Origin of the sequence: Paenibacillus terricola (assembly GCF_014779765.1) — a bacterium.
Lineage (GTDB): Bacteria > Bacillota > Bacilli > Paenibacillales > Paenibacillaceae > Paenibacillus_T > Paenibacillus_T terricola.
The window spans coordinates 25240-41788 of sequence record NZ_JACXZA010000012.1 but is presented as its reverse complement, the minus strand read 5'-3'; the positions used below and the strand labels follow the sequence as shown (position 1 = coordinate 41788).

The window sequence follows — 16549 nt, the reverse complement described above, 5'->3', positions numbered from 1 at the left end:
GTTTTGACTACATTTTGTGGCGGGCAGGTGGCCAACCGTAACCAAATTGATCCTTTCAAACTACTTGACGAACAGAAGGGGATGCTTGATAATGGGAAAACAAGGATGTTAGATAATCTAACATAAGAATTGAGGGATTAAAGGCATGCATATTCCAGATGGGTTTCTCGATGCGAAGACCTGGATCACGACAACCGCGGCAGGAGCAGGCGCAGTTGCGTACAGCCTTCGCCAGGCGAAGCTAGCGCTGGAACCGAAGCGGGTACCGCTAATTGCGCTTGTTGGCGCATTCGTATTCGCTGCTCAGATGATTAACTTTCCTATTGCCGGTGCCACCTCCGGGCATTTTCTTGGCGGAACGATGGTATCCATTCTGTTCGGTCCATGGATCGGTGCGCTTGTCATGACGGCTGTATTGCTCGTGCAGGCGGTCGTGTATCAGGACGGAGGCATCACAGCGCTTGGTGCCAATGTACTCTGTACCGGCTTCATCGGCTGTTTTGTAGGATATGGCAGTTATATGTTAGGTATGAAACTATTCAGAGGCAAAGGAAGAGCAATCGTCGCTTGGATGTCAGCTTGGCTATCCATTGTAGCGGCATCGGCAGGGGTTGCGGTACTGCTTGCTGCTTCCGGCACCTTCAACTTAGCAACGGCACTGACGGCAATGGTTGGCTGGCACATGTTGATCGGAATTGGAGAAGGCATGATTACGATGCTGGTAACCGGTTATTTGATGGAACGGAATGCAGTGATGACAGGAGGGGGCTTCAAGAATGAACGCCTATCGCGTAACCGAGCATAGAAAACGCTGGATCATCCTAGCGCTGATCACGATTGCGATTGCCTGCTTGCTGTCGCCTTGGGCTTCCTCGCATCCGGATGGATTGGAGCGAGTAGCGGAGGACCACGGTTTCCTTCATCAAGAAACGGCGGTCAATGAATTGGCTGCCATACCGGATTACGAGGTCGCAGGCATTCCTTGGGCGGCTGTCAGCATCGGATTGGCGGGAGCTATCGGCATTATGATTATGGCTGCTGTGTTATTTGGTTTAACTCGTTCGTTAACGAGAAGCGGAGGGGATCGGAATGAGCAGCGAACAGATGGACTTGAAGGAATCGATCGCATCTAATCCAAAAGAAACGACGACCGCTAATTATTCAGCGCTAGCTGACGCTGTATCGCATCAACACCCATATCGGCAGTCACGTAGACGCGTTCTGTCGGTGCTTGGTTTAATAGCAGCCTTGATGCTGTTCAGACATCCTGCCGTTCTTAGTGGAGCGGCAGGATGTTTATTATTGTGGCTGCTGTGGTTCGGACAGCCGCTCCGATCGATTGTCTCCCGCATGCTGCTCATTATTCCGTTCGCGCTGGGTACGATTGTTCTAGTTCCGTTTCAGCATCCTGATGGCGGCACTGCGCTGCTTCATGTAGGCGGTTGGACAGCGACGGAAGAGGGAGCACGTCATGCTCTTGTTCTTTTGCTAAAAATAATATGTGCGAATCTGCTCTTAACGTACCTGATCCTCTCGACACCGGTGTATCAGCTTATCGCAAGCCTACGAGCCATTGGCATGCCTGCCGTGCTGCTCGAGATGACCGTCCTCATGCTGCGGTATACGGGATTGCTTAGAGAGGAAGCGAGAGGAATGCTCCATGCGCAGCGCGCACGCGGCCTTCAAATTAGAGACTGGCGTTTCAAACGGCGGACTTGGCACAGATTAGGCGAACTGCTTGGCGTTCTGTTCGTTCGGGCCTACAGCCGGAGCGGACGTATTTATCAATCTATTGCCGCGCGCGGCGGTTTCGGCGGAAGTATGGGGAACGGCAGTCATTTACGTTCACGTTGTCGTTCGGGAACGATCGATGCGGATCCATCGAACCCATCGAACCCATCGAATCCAATAAATTCAACAAATCCGTTACATCTATTAAAGGAGGGCGAAGCCATGACGTCAGCGATCGAGGTACGGGAAGTGACCTTTCATTATGGGAACCGACAGGCGCTTAATGGCCTGTCTTTCAGTATCGGGCAAGGGGCGAAAGTGGCGCTGATGGGACCCAATGGAGCGGGCAAATCGACATTGATTGCATTGCTCAATGGGTTGGAACAGCCCTCCGCAGGTGAGGTTGCGATATTCGGCAAACGGATATCAAGCGGCAATGCACATCTATTAAGAACACGAGTGGGCGTCGTGTATCAGGATCCGGACGACCAGATTTTCTCGCCGACCGTTGGCGAGGATGTCGCCTTCGGACCACGCAATCTTGGGTTGGATGAGCTTACGATACAGCAAAGGGTCACCGAGGCGCTTCATGCTGTTGGACTAGACGGCTTCGACAGCCGTTCTCCTTTCGAGCTGAGCTATGGTCAGAAGCGACGGGTTGCGATTGCGGGCGTCCTTGCCATGAAACCGGACGTCATCGTTCTTGATGAGCCGATGGCTTTCCTCGATCCTAAGAGCCGCGATCAACTACAGCAGCTATTGGAGAAAATGCACGAAGAAGGGCTAACCGTCATGGTTGCGACACATGATGTTGATTTTGCAGCGGAATGGGCTACCGATGTTCTTATGATGAAGGAAGGCCAGCTGCTCGCTTCCGGCACGCCGGAGCTGTTGTTCGATGCGGAGCTGTTGTCGGGCGCAGATCTGCATTTGCCAAGGTTGGTGCGGCCATTCCGGTTGCTGAAGGATCAAGGGCATGTTCAGCCAAGAACGGTGCAGGATGCTGCACAGGCGATCTGGCAGTTGGTCATGCGAGGCGGCGAAGCGCTCAAATTACGTTCTGCTAATCGGATGGATGGAGAAACACGCCAGCGGGAAGGATAACAGCGAGCCCAATGCAGCGATGTATTCCCAGCCAGATGAACGGCCGAATAAATGCTGCCAAACGGCGAACACCTTGCCTTTTTTGTCGCCGATAAGGCGACGAATAAGAATATGGGAGGGGATGAATACTATGGTCGAGTTCCAAGCATCCCTTCTTCGATATAAGCGGACGGACAAGCGGCGGTTTTCTCACGCTTATACATTTGTCATCAGGACACGCTTCACAATGCGATTACCAGCGGCAGGTAACCAGTGGACTTAAAATCTTCAGGGAAAGTGGGGCAACAAGACATGAAAGCAACTGGTATTGTGCGTCGCATCGACGATCTGGGCCGTGTAGTAATCCCGAAAGAAATACGGAGGACGCTTCGCATCCGCGAAGGCGATCCGCTCGAAATTTTCGTGGACCGCGATGGCGAGGTCATCTTGAAGAAGTATTCCCCGATTGGTGAGCTGGGCGATTTTGCGAAGGAGTATGCAGAATCGTTGTCCGAAAGCACTGGGCATGTGACGCTTATCTCAGACCGGGATACGGTGATCGCTGTCGCTGGCGCATCCAAGAAGGACTTTCTGGACAAGTCAGTCGGATCCGTGCTGGAAAATTGTATGGAAAACCGCAAGACGGTTCTTGAGACATCAAGCGGCAACATCGAGCTGATCAAGGACGTGAATGAGACGTTCGCTTCTTACGTCGCTGCTCCGATTATTGCTGGCGGCGATCCGATCGGAACAGTTGTCCTGCTCTCCAAGGAAGAAGGCGTCAAGATGTCGCAAATGGAACAAAAGATGGCAGAGACCGCTGCTGGCTTCCTCGCCAAGCAGATGGAGCAATAGAAAGGCCATTCGAAGATAACTCTTACACATATACAGCCTTCCCCTGCCGGGTCAAAGACCCGGTCCACGGAGAAGGCTGTTTGTTGTGCGAACAGGATAGCTCAATCAACGAGAGAACGTAAGTGATCAGCGCGTCATTTAGAAGCGAACCCCACATATGTGCCGCGCTAGAAGCCGATCCACAGCCGCCAATACCCCATCTGAACGAAGACGATCCAGACGAGAATGAAGGTGAAGCCGATCGCAGTGGTTTCGACAACTGCGGCGCTGAACTTGCCTGATCGCATGAGCGGTACCCGAAGCTTCCAAGGAATCGGAGGAAGCGGCTGAATGCCGCGCTGTGACAAGGCGTCAGCGAGCAGATGCAGCAGATACGACAAGCCGCCTGCGATCGGTACGCTAAGCTCATCTGGCGCCATCCAATAAAGCGCTGCGGTCCATAGTCCGGTCGCGTACAACGTATGCGTAAATCCGCGGTGCGGCACGAGCGCGCTGACGACAAGCGCCAATCCGGCAGCCGATAGCCGCGTATCATAGATGACGCCGGCAACGGTGAGCGCACCGCCGACAATGAGCATAAGCAGCGTGCGGAGCCAGCGTATAGAAGCGAAGGCGGTCAATCCGATGGCTGCGCCTGCCGCCCAGTTCCATGGGTACTGCGTGCTTGTCAGCCATACAACAGCTGCTGCCGCAAGCAGAATAATAACCTGCAGGGCCCGTATGGCTCCCTTCGGAAACGTCCGGTTGGCGAGCAGTCCGTTCGGCTCATCCAGATCGGGCAGCAGACTGCCGACGATAGCGGCTGCGGCCGCCATGGGTGTGAGTGATGGTTGGATTAATGCAGTCAATGCGAGCGATATGCCGGTGCTGACGACAAGATGCGAGGAGCCTTTCATAGGGCACACCGCCTTTCAACAATACTAAGCGATATCCCTATTGTAGTGGAAAAAGTCGACATATGCAAACATATGTTTGCATATACAGGATTAGGTACAGATAATCAATTTCTCCGATACGACATACGAATTATCGTCTCCGACCGGTTTCATATAGAAACGGACCGTGTAGTCGCCGGTGACGGTGAATTTGTATGTAATGTCAGAGCTGTTGATCCAGAAATTCGTCTTCCCTTTGTCCGGGAAATTGCTTTGACCTGCTTTGCGTTCTTCGATTAGCGTCTCGCTGCCGTAAGGATCAACCAACGTAATTCGGAACGAGGAAATATCGGTCTCGAGAGAATCGATCTGCGCGAAAACATTGAACGAAACCTTCTTGCCTTTATCCACCCCGCCGAAGATCGAGTTGCCGTCCTTCGTAATCATGTGGACGTTAGGCGTGTCGATGCTGACGGTTTGCTTCTTCTCGTCCCATGCCGTAATCCCTTTATATTGTTTATTGACAGCATCAACCGCAAGATACGGTTTGTCATCGACCACAACGCCAAGGTTAAACAACTCTTGCCCGTTTACAAAGACACGGATTTTCTTTGTAAGCGCATCCCCATACACGACACTGGCACCGAAGCAACACAACGCAACGATAGAAACGAGGACGGTCTTGAACGTTTTGGACTTCAATGGTGCACCTCCTCTAAGTCATAATTATTTGAACATTAAGTTAGATGCACAAAACGTTGGAAAGTTGTACAGTATTTACTTTGTTTTTTACAACATTTTTCTGAGAACCGTCCAGGGGACACTTTTGGCCTATTTTGGCGGGAAATAGGGCGGAAATGTCTAATTTCCTGCTATAATGAAGCCATCGTATGGAATGGAAGGTAACCGACCAGAATGAACAGTGAGACGGGACAAGGAGCGCATAAGCACGTTTGGAACGGCGCGCTGCTGATGGCAGCGGCGATGCTGGTATCCAAGCTGCTTGGCGTGCTTCAAAAAATACCGCTGCAAAATCTAGCCGGCGACCGCGTCTTCGGCATTTATAACGCGGTGTATCCGCTCTATCAGCTGCTGCTCGTGGCGGCAACGGCAGGACTGCCGCCCGCGGTTGCGATCGTCGTCGCCAGACGGCTTGCTGCTGGAGATGGGGTAGGAGCACTGCAAGCAAGACGTGCCGCGTTATGGCTGCTGGGCGCCTCCGGCGCGGCAGGTTTTGCCTTGCTATGGCTTGGTGCGCCGCTGCTTGCCTCCGCGATTGGAGATGCGCATACATCGGGAGCGATCCGCTCCGTTGCCTTCGCCCTCTGGTTCGTCCCAGCGTTGTCGGCGCTCCGCGGCTACTCGCAAGGTCGAAGCGATATGTCCGCTCCGGCGGTGTCGCAAGTCGTCGAGCAGTTTGTTCGGGTAGCGGTGATGGCGGCCCTGCTTGCATGGGGCTTGTCTCGTGCATGGGAGGACTCGCAAATGGCTGCGGGCGCGATGGCGGGCTCCGGTGCGGGCGCGCTTGCAGCCATGGCGCTGATGGCCTGGAAGCAGCGGCGGCTAGCGCGTGCAGAAGGCATTGCATATGCGGAAGTCGAGGTCCATGCGGCTCAGAAATCAGGGCAGGTACAGAAGCAGCGGGGTCTCTCCGTGGAGATGAAGGAGCTGTCGAAGCTTGCTTTTCCAATGGCGTTCGGAGCTATTGTTGTGCCGTTGGCGGCTGTCGTGGATGTCTTCATGGTGCCGCGACTATTAATTGGCATGGGCATGCCGGATGCTGCGGCGATGTCGCAGTTCGGCATGTACAGCCGAGGGCAGACGCTGGTCCAGCTTGTGGCGATGATTAGCGGTGCCGCTGCCTCGGCGATGGTGCCTACGCTTGCCCTCTCGCGCGGGCGGGAGCAATGGGAGGAAACGCGCCGTCAGGCGGGGCTGGCACTGCGTGCTGCATGGTGGATTGGAGCGGGTGCAGCACTGGGCATCGCCTTGCTTGCTAGGCCAATCAATGTTATGCTGTTCGCCGACGATCATGCGACGGGAACCTTTGCATGGATTGGCTTAACGGCGCTAGCTGCGGCCGTTTCCACGGTGTCGGCGGCTGTGCTTCAGGGCTGCGGCCAGGTGAAGCTGCCAGCGCTGCTGCTGCTTGGCGCAGCTGCGCTGAAGGCGGCGTTGAACGCCGCGCTCGTGCCGGCGCACGGCATCGCCGGCGCAGCCGCCGCAGGCGTGATCGCGCTCACAGCGGCCGCGATCATCGCCGCCGCGGCGGCCCGCGCCGCGCTTGCAGCTTCGCCGCCCGCAAGCGCTGGCGCCGGCGGCACCGCCGCCGCTGCCGCTGCTGCGCATCGCGGCAGCGCGCTTGCGGCGGCGCGCTTGCGGCGGCGTGCCGCCTAGGCTTCGCGCTCGCGTGCATGGCCGCGGCGCTCGCCTTAACCGAGCGCGCAACGCACGCGCTCGGCGCAGGGCTGCCGCCGCGGGCGGCAGCGGCGCTGCAAGCGCTGACGGGCACAGCCGTCGGCGCTTGCGTCTTCGTCGCCGCGCTGCTTCGCAGCGGCGGCATTGGCGCGCGCGAATGGCGCGCGCTGCCGGGCGGCGAGCGAATGGCCGCCCGGTTAACGAAGCTGCGGCTCATACCGCAGCCGCAGCCTGATGCGCCGCGCGAATAGCGGCGCCGGCACGATGAGGAGGTTGAAGCAATGATGCTGCAACAGAAACCCGCAATAACCGTCGTCGGGCTTGGCTCCGGCGATGCGGACCAATTGACACTTGGCGTATGGCGCAGGCTGCAGAACGCTTCCCGCCTATACGTTCGGACCGAGCATCACCCGATGATGAACCTGCTGCAAGAGAACGGCATCCGATACGAATCATTCGACCGCTTCTATGAAGCGCATGATAGCTTCCCTGATGTTTACGAGGCGATTGCCTCGGAGCTTATTTCGCTTGCTTCAAGCGCAGATGGCTCGTCCGACATCTTGTATGCAGTACCTGGCCATCCGATGGTTGCCGAGCGCACCGTTCAGCTGCTTCGCGAGCGATGCGGCGATGCGGGCATCCAGCTCAACATTCTCGGCGGCGAGAGCTTCTTGGATCAAGCGTTCGTTCGCCTTGGGTTCGATCCTATCGAAGGGTTCCAATTGCTCGATGCGGCTGATTTGAAGCCTTCGCAGCTGCAGCCGGCGCTGCACACCGTCATCGGTCAGGTGTACGACGTGTTTACCGCTTCCGACCTGAAGCTGACGCTCATGGAGCGCTATCCGGATGATCATCCGGTCGTCGTTGGCCATGCGCTTGGCGTTGCGGACGAAGAGTCGATCGTCACCGTGCCGCTCTATGAGCTGGATCGGATCGACGGCTATGGCAACCTGTCGCTCGTCTTTCTTCCGCGTTCTGACGATGAGGCGTTGCAGAACCGATCGTTCGACCGTTTGCATGAAATCGTCTCGATACTGCGCAGCCCGGAAGGGTGCCCGTGGGATCGTGAACAGACGCATCAATCGATCCGCAAAAACTTCATCGAAGAGCTGTACGAAGCGCTTGAAGCACTAGATAACGACGATCCGGACGGCATGCGCGAGGAATTCGGCGACGTTATTCTGCAAGTCATGCTGCACAGCCAGATGGAAGAAGAGGTGGGCTCCTTCAGCGTCTATGATGTAATCCAGACGTTGAATGAGAAGCTGATTTTCCGTCATCCGCATGTGTTCGGCGACCGTGGTGCAAGCAATGCGGAAGAGGCGCTCGGCAACTGGGAACAAATGAAGGCGGAAGAGAAGAAGCGGACCGGCGAGGCGGAGAAGCGCAAATCGCTGCTCGATGGCATTCCTAAGGATCTTCCAGCGCTTATGCGCGCCTACAAGATTCAGAAGAAGGCTGCGAAGGTCGGTTTCGATTGGGATGATCTAGACCCTGTTCTGGCGAAAATCCAAGAGGAACTCGGCGAGCTTCGCGAAGCAGCAAGCGAAGGGACGCCGGATGAGAAGATCGGTGAACTGGGCGATCTATTATTCGCTGTCGTCAACGCGGCGAGATTCGTAGACGCCGATCCGGAAGAGGCATTGGCGCGTACGAATGCTAAATTTATGCGTAGATTCGCGTATATCGAGGAGTGCCTCCGTATAGAAGGCCGAACTTTTGACCAGACTGATTTAGTAGAAATGGACCGATTCTGGGAGGAAGCCAAGGCGAAAGAATAGGCGCAATTCGCCCATATTCGCTATATTACGGCGCTATTCTTCAAAATTCGCAAATTTTTTTAAACTTTTAGCAGGATTTTTTTAGCACTAGGCAGAATTACTAGGAAGCCAAACGGCAAATCACCCGAAAACGTATTAACGTACGGGGCCATTTCTATGATTCTAACCCATGAACTATAGGAGGCATTACTAATGAACAAGACGGATTTGATTAACAACATTGCAACAAAGAGCGGTCTGACGAAACGCGACGTAGAAGCGGTTCTTAACGGCTTCCTCGGTGAAGTTACGGATGCACTCGCAAGCGGCGACAAAGTACAACTGATCGGCTTCGGCACGTTCGAAACGCGCAAGCGTTCCGGCCGTACAGGTCGTAACCCGCAAACGGGCAACCCAATCGAAATCGCAGAATCGAAAGTCCCTGCATTCAAAGCTGGCAACAAACTGAAGGATGCAATCAAGTAATAGATGCGTCTAGATAAGTTTCTCAAGGTATCGAGGCTGATCAAGAGGCGCACCGTAGCGAAGGACGTATCCGAGCAGGGGCGCGTCTGGCTGAACGGCCGAGAGGCTAAGCCTAGCAGTACGGTGAAGCTTGGAGACGAGCTGACGATCCAATACGGGACGAAGCTGGTTACCGTTCGCGTTGAACGGTTGACGGAGACGACCCGCAAGGATGAAGCTGGTACGCTCTATACTTTGGTGAAAGAAGAAACGCGCCAATCGGACAACAGTCCGGATTGGATCTAGCGAAAACCGCTTCACGTTGTCAGGTAACACTGGCGGCGTGAAGCGGTTTTTGTTTATGCTGAGGTTCCTGACCCCGCAGCGGTTTGATCGCATTCAGAGACTCAGTACGGTAATGGACTCATCGTTGAATACCTCTCCATTGTCGCGGAAGCCGAAGCTTTCATACAGCTTTCTGGCAGGGTTGTTCTCCGGCTTATACGGAATCCAGCAGTATTGTGCAGGGCCTGCAGGGAATGTGCGGATAAACGCCAGTATTTCTTTCATCGCTTCTCGCCCATAACCTCGATTCTGGAACTGTTTGTCGATCATCAAGCGCAGAATGCAGTAGTTTCCTTCCGCTAGCGACGGCTCATCATACCCAGTAATGCCGTAAACCAACATGACGAACCCGACCGGCTGCTCATCTGCGTAAATTGCAAACGGGAATGGATGCCCGCCATTCGTTGCAAGTATATAACACGAAGCAACGCTTGATAGATTCGACGCGACATAGCGGCGTTGAACCTCTGAAACTTCTAAGTTAAAGATGGAGCGTCGGTTTTCCAAAGTCATTGTTCTAAGCGTAACGGTCATATGCGATTCCTCCTATGGGGGGGTCTTGAATGAATAAACCTGCAACCCGCATACAAAGAGTAACCGTTTCTTCCAAAATAAAGTAGACTTATATTTTCACATGGTTTATACTACTATAGTAAGGAGCTGGAAATAGCGCCCTTGCTTTAATTATGTCTAAAACAGGTATCGTCACATTGATGTGGCGATTTTTTTTGTTTATTTTCGAGAATTTAGCACAAACATCGATGCATCCTGCCCCATGAATATTTTGCTGCCGGAGTAGAAGTTTTCGATTTGAATATCTTTGTAGCCGATTCTCGTCATCGTGTCGGTTAGCTCTTGGTGGTCGAAGCCGTTATGAACGATGTCGGAAACGACATTCTCATTGTGATCGAAATCGACGATCAGCAAATGCCCGCCCTCATTCAGAACACCGAACAACCGAGACAGAACGAGCTCAATGTCAGGGATGTGGAGGAGCACCTGCACCATGAAAATATAGTCCGCACGAACAGTCGACAGATCTTCCGCTTCGATATCGAACCATAATGTATCTGCATTCTGAATGCGAGCATCTTCGATTTTCTGCTTGATTTGTTCGATCATCTTCGGTGATGTATCGAGGAAGAGCATAGAGCCGAAATCGTCTAACAGATTCATGCCGACAAGGCCCGTTCCGCAGCCAAAATCAATGGCGCTCTTATTAGCCGCGCCGGTTAAGTGTTTACGTATGGCATCTGCCGACACCTTAGCAATATGAATTCGTTCGGGCGTATCGTACATTTGCGCAATCATTTCAAACTTGTCGGTATTTGCCATCACATTCTCCCCTGTCCGCATCAATACAAGCAGCCGCCTCTACCCTCTTATGATACGGTAATCGCGCCCAACCTCCAAACCAGCGGCTCCCCGATCGTCCGGCGCCGATGCCAAGCGCCTGAACTGCGATAGCCTCTCTTACGCAGTTCCCGCTGAAGCATAAGCAGGAAGAAGCCATGCGAGACAATGAGCACACGTTGCCCTTCGCCGAAGGCACGCAAGGAGTCGACAAGCGAAGATGCTCTTGCCCTCGTCTGTCGCAGCGTTTCAGGCTGTGATGGATGAGAGACATACCAGGCGGCGCGTCCTATCAGGCTCCACAAGGTATGCGGCAGCTTAAGCCTCGTCTGACAGAAGGGCGCTATCTCTACTTCGCGCAGCGCGGATGAGTAGACGATGCCGCTCTCTTCCCCCCATAGATGACGGGTCGTATGAGCAGCGCGCCGCATGTCGCTGGATAAGCAGACATCCCAGTCGCCGGGATGGAAGGGGGATGCTTCAGGCAGCCGAACGGCCGCGCTATTGTAACGGTCGCACCAGCTTGCGAATTGCTGAGCGTCGCAACGCCCCGGGCGAGACGGTTGCTTCACCGGATAGTGCAGGATAAGCCCGATTGTCGTAGGCAATGCCGCGGCACGCTGCTCCGTGCTGTTCGCGAACTGGCGCGCTTCAGGTATCATTTTCATAAGCATATGAATCTCCTATGTTAACCGTATCTATATCGCTCTCTACAACGTCATATTGCCCATCCCTTTTGGCGGACATACGTTTCTTGCACAGGCACTCATAGATTACGAACCTACAGCCGATACATGTAAATAACGAGATACTGATCGGTTTTGTATACAGTCATACTATTACATCTATGCAGTCGTTCTAATCGTTACTGCTCCTTCATAGGCTAGTCTCGAAGGAGGGGACGCGGCCATGCAGGATCAAGGTAAAGGTCAGAAACGGCAAGAAATGAAGATGCAAAACCGCAAGCTGCTGGAGCTCTCTGGCGTGCGTAACGTCGAAAGCTTCGACAGTGAAGAATTTTTATTGGAAACCGAGCTAGGTTTTCTTACGGTTCGGGGCCAGAATCTGCATATGAAGCATCTCAGCCTGGAGCAAGGGCAAGTCGCAATCGAAGGATTGATCCATTCTCTCGCCTATTTGGATGGCAGTCCGCAGACGAAATCGAAGAGCCTGTTCGGGAAGCTGTTCAAGTGAATTTAACACTCAGTGAACAGTGGCTCACGATGAGCCTGATGCTGCTGTCCGGTATCGGCATGGGGGTTGTGTTCGACGGCTATCGCGTAGTCTCGCATGAGCTGCGTTTCGCCAAGTGGACGCTTCCCGTGCTTGATCTGCTCTATTGGGCAGCGGCGACGCTTGTCGTATTCCAGGTGCTGTCCGCCGGCAACAATGGCGAGGTGCGGGCGTACGTATTTCTGGGACTGGCTCTTGGCGTCATTGTCTATTTCCTGCTGCTCAGTCGAGCCGTCATCGCGACTGTCCGCTGGACGATCGGAGCGGTGCGCTATCTGATCGGCTTATTCATACGGCTGTTTCATATATTTATCATCCGGCCGCTGCTCATCTTGTACAAGCTGTGCAAGGTGCTGCTTGGGTTTTTACTGGCCCTTACTATTTTCTGCTACAAAATTGTGTTACAATTGATCCGTCCATTCTGGCTGTTGACCAGATGGATGTTCAGGCCGCTGCTGCGGCCATTGATGAATTGGCTGATGCCGATTGTCGCGCGGTGGCGCCTTGGAGAGAAGGCGGCTAACGTGGCGAACAAGACGGCCGCTTGGTGGAAGCGAACATTCGGCCGCAAACCCTGAAGAAAGGTGGTGCAGTGTTCTTGGCGAATGAGAGGCAGCGCAGATCAGAAGCGACGTCAGTCGGTTCGAAGCGTCGCATGCGGTTTTATATGGCGGGCGTTGTAATTTTCGCTTGCTGGGCATTGTATACGCTAATTAATCAGGAATTCAGCATGAACAGCGAGTCACAGCGATTGTCGGATGCAAAGGCGCAGAAGGTTGCTTCTGAGAAACAGATGGCCGATCTCAAACAGGAAATCGAACGTCTTAGCGACCCCGAGTATATCGGTCAGCTTGCTAATCAACAAGGCATGACACGTGACGGAGAGAAGATCATTCAGTCGGCGGAATAGTCGATGAACCTTGCAAAATCGGGTTCTTCGTCTGTTGACCTTGCTTTCTACGTTAAGCTATAATTACTTATAGTAAGGTCTTTGGAACGTGACGCGCTGTCTAGGATGGCGTCAACGTTTTCTTTTTAGACCAACATGTATAATTCCTTAGGGAGGAACATTTTCTTTTATGGCAATTGAAGTGGGCGCGAAGTTAGAGGGTAAAGTGACAGGCATCACGCATTTTGGTGCATTCGTCGATTTGTCTGGAGGCGTGACAGGACTGGTTCATATCTCCGAGATAGCCGACAACTACGTTAAGGACGTCAAGGACCACCTGAAGCTGGAAGATGTCGTCAAGGTGAAAGTCATTAATGTTGACAAGGACGGCAAGATCGGACTATCAATTAAACAGGCAATCGACCGGCCGGAGGGACAGCCAGCACCCCAACAGCGTGAACCACGCACAGGCGGCGGCGGTGGCGGATTCAACCGGGGCGGCGGCGGTGGACAAGACCGCGGCGGACGTCCATTTAAATCATCCTCTGGTAAGGCGCCGTATGGAAAACCGTCATTCGAAGACAAAATGTCGCGCTTCCTGAAAGATAGCGAAGAGCGTATTTCTTCCCTCAAGAAGAACACCGAAGGCAAACGCGGCGGACGCGGAGCTAAACGGGTATAGAGCGATATACGTTATAGCATAGGCATAATGAAGCAGAACCTTAATGGTTCTGCTTTTTTTGCGTTTTGCGGAGATATACCAATTACTTTCCCCCGAAAGTCCAGCTATCCCGACAGAGGAGACGTTAATTCGCCAAGCGGTAACGGTTACATGGCTTGTCGAGACATTTCGAACCGCTTGCCGGGAACAATGCTCAAACCCAAGCTGGGCCTGCACGAACGCGGTTCCCGACAAGTGTGCAGCATGACGGGCGTTTTGTCGTAAAAAAATTTTAGGCATAAAGCGATTTGTGACAAACTTCATAAAGGCGCGCGCCTATAATGGGAAACACATTAACTCGGAAATGGTGGTGTATCTCGTGAGGGAGAGAAGCAAGCTGGTTATGTTTCCAGGTGTTCAGCATGCGGGGACAACAGCGGTACAGAATGCGGTTCGCAAGGGCCGCGAGTGGGCTGCCGGTCGCAAGCTGATACAGATGGTCTCAGCCAAGAAATGGACAATCCTTCTTGTTGCCGTCGGGTTCTTGCTTGGTCGCGCTGTTATTCTTGAATCGCTCATGCCATTCGCCGCTGCTTATTTTGCCGTCCTGTATTTCTTAAGACGCGAAGTGAGTTTCTGGGCAGGCCTCGCGCTCGTCGCAGGCAGTTTCTTCGCACCTGTACCATCCCCAGGTTGGATCGCCATGGAGCTGGCAATTGTATTCTTAATGATTAAAGGGCTGGAATCTTACGAGAAAGCCGAGTTATCGTATGCGCCGCTGCTTGTGTTCACCTCTACCCTGCTCGTGAAGCTATTCGGCGCCGTATTGGCGCATACGCTGGGCTGGTACGATCTGATGATGATCGCAGTTGAAGCGGGTTTGTCCTTCGTGCTGACGCTTGTGTTTGTACAAGCTATCCCGGTGCTGACCATGACGAAGAGGTCGAGCGGACTGCGGAATGAAGAAATTATTTGTCTCATGATATTGATGGCTTCGATTATGACGGGGACCGTCGGCTGGAGTATCTATGGGATGTCGGCTGAGCATGTCATGTCGCGGTATATGCTGCTGTTGTTCGCTTTCGCTGGCGGTGCGCCGCTTGGTGCGTCGGTTGGCGTTGTGGCAGGATTGATTCTTAGTTTGGCAGACTTTAATGCGGTTGTGCAGATGAGTCTGCTGGCGTTTGCCGGCTTATTGGCTGGATTGATGAGAGATGGGGGGAAAATGGCGGTTTCGTTCGGCATGCTGCTGGGCACATCTATTCTTTCTATATATATAGGAAGTCAATCCGATGTGATGGCTTCCACTTATGAATCGCTTGTTGCAGCGACGCTGTTCCTGCTGACACCACGTCTGATGATTCGGACGATCTCCCGTTATGTACCGGGTACGCAGGAGCATGTGAAGTCGCAGCATGAATACGCTAGACGCGTCCGTGAAGTAACGGCGGAGCGGGTGGAGCAGTTCTCTGAAGTGTTCCGCCAATTGTCCAAGAGCTTCGGACAGTTCAATGGAGCTGTTGAAGCGGTGAAACGAGAGGAAGAATTCAACCATTTCATGAATGCGGTAGCCGAGAAGAGCTGCCAATCCTGCCATCGCCGCAGCATGTGCTGGGACGCGAAGTTTTATCAGACTTATAAACTGATGACAGAGATGATGACATCGGTAGAGGAGGGGCGCAAGCCTACGAGCAAAGAGATGCCGAAATCTTGGACTTCGCATTGCGTGAAGCCACAGCAGGTACTCGGCGTTATGGCGCAACAGTACGAGTTGTATAAGAATGATCGCCATTGGAAGAAGCAAATTATCGACTCGCGCCAGCTCGTTGCCGACCAACTGTCGGGCGTGTCGCAGGTTATGGAAGATTTGGCGAAGGAGATTAAGCGGGAAGGACAGACGCTGCATCTGCAGGAGGAGCAAATTCGCGAGGCGCTGGAAGGATTGGGCCTATCCATTCAGAGCATCGATATTATAAGTCTGGAAGAAGGTAACGTGGAAATCGAAGTTTATCATTTATTCGCAAGGGGGTATGATGAGTGTCGTAAAATTATCGCACCGCTGCTGACGGACATTCTGGGCGAAAATATTGCCGTGAAATCCGAACGTTATCCAGAGCGCAATGGTGAACCTGCACTTGTTACGTTTGGTTCGGCCAAGGAGTTTGAGGTCGAGACAGGTATCGCTGGTCTTGCCAAAGGCGGCGACCTGCTGTCGGGAGACAGCTTCAGCACCGTTGAGCTTGGCAACGGTAAATTCGCTGTCGCGATTAGCGACGGTATGGGTAATGGCGAGCGTGCTAGGTTGGAAAGCAGCACAGCGTTGACCATTTTGCAGCAACTGCTCCAATCGGGAATGGACGAGCGACTGGCAATCAAGTCCGTCAACTCGGTGCTTCTGCTCCGTTCCCCTGACGAAGTATTCGCGACAGTCGACGTTGCGTTAATTGATATGTATACGGCGAAGACAACTTTCCTGAAGATTGGCTCGACGCCAAGCTTCATCAAACGAGGAACGGAGGTTATTCCAGTCACGGCGAACAATTTGCCGGTCGGTATTCTGCAAGACATTGATGTGGATCTCATTACGATGCAGCTTCAGCCAGGGGATACGCTCATTATGATGACGGATGGAATCTATGATGCACCGGGTCATACGGTGAATAAGGAGATGTGGATGAAGCGGATGATTCAAGAGATTACCGTGACCGAGCCGCAAGCAATTGCCGATTCGCTGCTTGATAAAGTCGTTCGCTACCATGAAGGTGCTATTGTCGATGATATGACGGTTGTTGTCGCACGTGTCGAACGCCATCAGCCGGAATGGGCAACCTTCCGCTGGACAGGCATTCCGCGCTTCGAGCGCCCAAGGACGGTGAGCTAA

At 53.4% G+C, this 16549-nt stretch carries 19 protein-coding genes; 14 read left to right on the top strand and 5 right to left on the bottom strand.

Going from position 1 to position 16549, the window contains the following annotated elements; genetic code table 11:
• Positions 1 to 145: 145 nt before the first annotated feature.
• From H8B09_RS29170 to spoVT, 4 genes are all read left to right on the top strand, one after another.
• Positions 146 to 805, top strand: coding sequence for an energy-coupling factor ABC transporter permease (locus H8B09_RS29170; RefSeq protein WP_191207098.1), 660 nt, complete (start codon positions 146 to 148; stop codon positions 803 to 805).
• Complete coding sequence (locus tag H8B09_RS29165) at positions 777 to 1133, top strand: PDGLE domain-containing protein (RefSeq protein WP_191207097.1); 357 nt, start codon at positions 777 to 779, stop codon at positions 1131 to 1133. Before H8B09_RS29170 ends, H8B09_RS29165 begins: the two co-directional genes overlap by 29 nt.
• Positions 1090 to 2835 carry a cobalt ECF transporter T component CbiQ gene (gene cbiQ / locus H8B09_RS29160; RefSeq protein ID WP_191207096.1) on the top strand — a complete coding sequence of 582 codons (1746 nt, stop codon included), beginning with the start codon at positions 1090 to 1092 and terminating at the stop codon, positions 2833 to 2835. The genes H8B09_RS29165 and cbiQ overlap by 44 nt, the downstream gene beginning before the upstream one ends.
• A 291-nt stretch (positions 2836 to 3126) precedes the next feature.
• A complete protein-coding gene (spoVT, locus tag H8B09_RS29155; protein WP_191207095.1) occupies positions 3127 to 3669 on the top strand; it encodes a stage V sporulation protein T in 543 nt (180 codons plus the stop codon).
• 167 nt (positions 3670 to 3836) lie between these two features.
• On the opposite strand, the gene H8B09_RS29150 is transcribed toward spoVT, so the two are convergent.
• Together H8B09_RS29150 and H8B09_RS29145 are read right to left on the bottom strand one after the other, a co-directional pair.
• Positions 3837 to 4565: a metal-dependent hydrolase gene (locus H8B09_RS29150; RefSeq protein ID WP_191207094.1), complete on the bottom strand. Its 729-nt coding sequence runs from the start codon at positions 4563 to 4565 to the stop codon at positions 3837 to 3839.
• A gap of 90 nt (positions 4566 to 4655) precedes the next feature.
• Positions 4656 to 5246, bottom strand: a complete 591-nt coding sequence (locus tag H8B09_RS29145; protein ID WP_191207093.1) for a copper amine oxidase — start codon at positions 5244 to 5246, stop codon at positions 4656 to 4658.
• A gap of 213 nt (positions 5247 to 5459) precedes the next feature.
• Here H8B09_RS29145 and H8B09_RS29140 point away from each other — a divergent pair, with 213 nt between their 5' ends.
• The 5 genes from H8B09_RS29140 to H8B09_RS29120 all read left to right on the top strand — a co-directional run bounded on the left by H8B09_RS29140 (position 5460) and on the right by H8B09_RS29120 (position 9493).
• On the top strand, positions 5460 to 6941 hold the full coding sequence (locus H8B09_RS29140) for an oligosaccharide flippase family protein (RefSeq protein ID WP_191207092.1): 1482 nt from the start codon (positions 5460 to 5462) through the stop codon (positions 6939 to 6941).
• 17 nt (positions 6942 to 6958) lie between these two features.
• Complete coding sequence (locus H8B09_RS29135) at positions 6959 to 7213, top strand: hypothetical protein (protein WP_191207091.1); 255 nt, start codon at positions 6959 to 6961, stop codon at positions 7211 to 7213.
• A gap of 30 nt (positions 7214 to 7243) precedes the next feature.
• Entirely contained in the window at positions 7244 to 8743 is a 1500-nt protein-coding gene (gene yabN / locus H8B09_RS29130; protein WP_224754122.1) for a bifunctional methyltransferase/pyrophosphohydrolase YabN, read from the top strand.
• A 192-nt stretch (positions 8744 to 8935) separates the two neighbouring features.
• The gene (locus H8B09_RS29125) at positions 8936 to 9208 is read left to right on the top strand and encodes an HU family DNA-binding protein (RefSeq protein ID WP_006038139.1); all 273 of its coding nucleotides are present in this window, start codon (positions 8936 to 8938) and stop codon (positions 9206 to 9208) included.
• A gap of 3 nt (positions 9209 to 9211) precedes the next feature.
• On the top strand, positions 9212 to 9493 hold the full coding sequence (locus tag H8B09_RS29120; RefSeq protein ID WP_191207090.1) for an RNA-binding S4 domain-containing protein: 282 nt from the start codon (positions 9212 to 9214) through the stop codon (positions 9491 to 9493).
• Between the two features lie 93 nt (positions 9494 to 9586).
• Here the strand turns inward: H8B09_RS29120 and H8B09_RS29115 are convergent, their stop codons facing one another.
• The 3 genes from H8B09_RS29115 to H8B09_RS29105 all read right to left on the bottom strand — a co-directional run bounded on the left by H8B09_RS29115 (position 9587) and on the right by H8B09_RS29105 (position 11553).
• Entirely contained in the window at positions 9587 to 10066 is a 480-nt protein-coding gene (locus H8B09_RS29115) for a GNAT family N-acetyltransferase (protein ID WP_191207089.1), read from the bottom strand.
• A gap of 198 nt (positions 10067 to 10264) precedes the next feature.
• A complete protein-coding gene (locus H8B09_RS29110) occupies positions 10265 to 10867 on the bottom strand; it encodes a class I SAM-dependent methyltransferase (protein ID WP_191207088.1) in 603 nt (200 codons plus the stop codon).
• A gap of 47 nt (positions 10868 to 10914) precedes the next feature.
• Positions 10915 to 11553 (bottom strand): histidine phosphatase family protein, encoded by a 639-nt coding sequence (locus H8B09_RS29105; RefSeq protein ID WP_191207087.1) that lies wholly within the window; start codon positions 11551 to 11553, stop codon positions 10915 to 10917.
• 241 nt (positions 11554 to 11794) lie between these two features.
• Here H8B09_RS29105 and yabP point away from each other — a divergent pair, with 241 nt between their 5' ends.
• From yabP to spoIIE, 5 genes are all read left to right on the top strand, one after another.
• Entirely contained in the window at positions 11795 to 12079 is a 285-nt protein-coding gene (yabP, locus tag H8B09_RS29100; RefSeq protein ID WP_110046149.1) for a sporulation protein YabP, read from the top strand.
• Positions 12076 to 12696, top strand: coding sequence for a spore cortex biosynthesis protein YabQ (gene yabQ, locus H8B09_RS29095; protein WP_191207086.1), 621 nt, complete (start codon positions 12076 to 12078; stop codon positions 12694 to 12696). Before yabP ends, yabQ begins: the two co-directional genes overlap by 4 nt.
• Before the next feature lie 20 nt (positions 12697 to 12716).
• Positions 12717 to 13028 (top strand): septum formation initiator family protein, encoded by a 312-nt coding sequence (locus H8B09_RS29090; RefSeq protein WP_191207085.1) that lies wholly within the window; start codon positions 12717 to 12719, stop codon positions 13026 to 13028.
• A gap of 169 nt (positions 13029 to 13197) precedes the next feature.
• A complete protein-coding gene (locus tag H8B09_RS29085; protein WP_191207084.1) occupies positions 13198 to 13689 on the top strand; it encodes a S1 domain-containing RNA-binding protein in 492 nt (163 codons plus the stop codon).
• A 382-nt stretch (positions 13690 to 14071) separates the two neighbouring features.
• Positions 14072 to 16549 carry a stage II sporulation protein E gene (gene spoIIE / locus H8B09_RS29080; RefSeq protein WP_191207135.1) on the top strand — a complete coding sequence of 826 codons (2478 nt, stop codon included), beginning with the start codon at positions 14072 to 14074 and terminating at the stop codon, positions 16547 to 16549.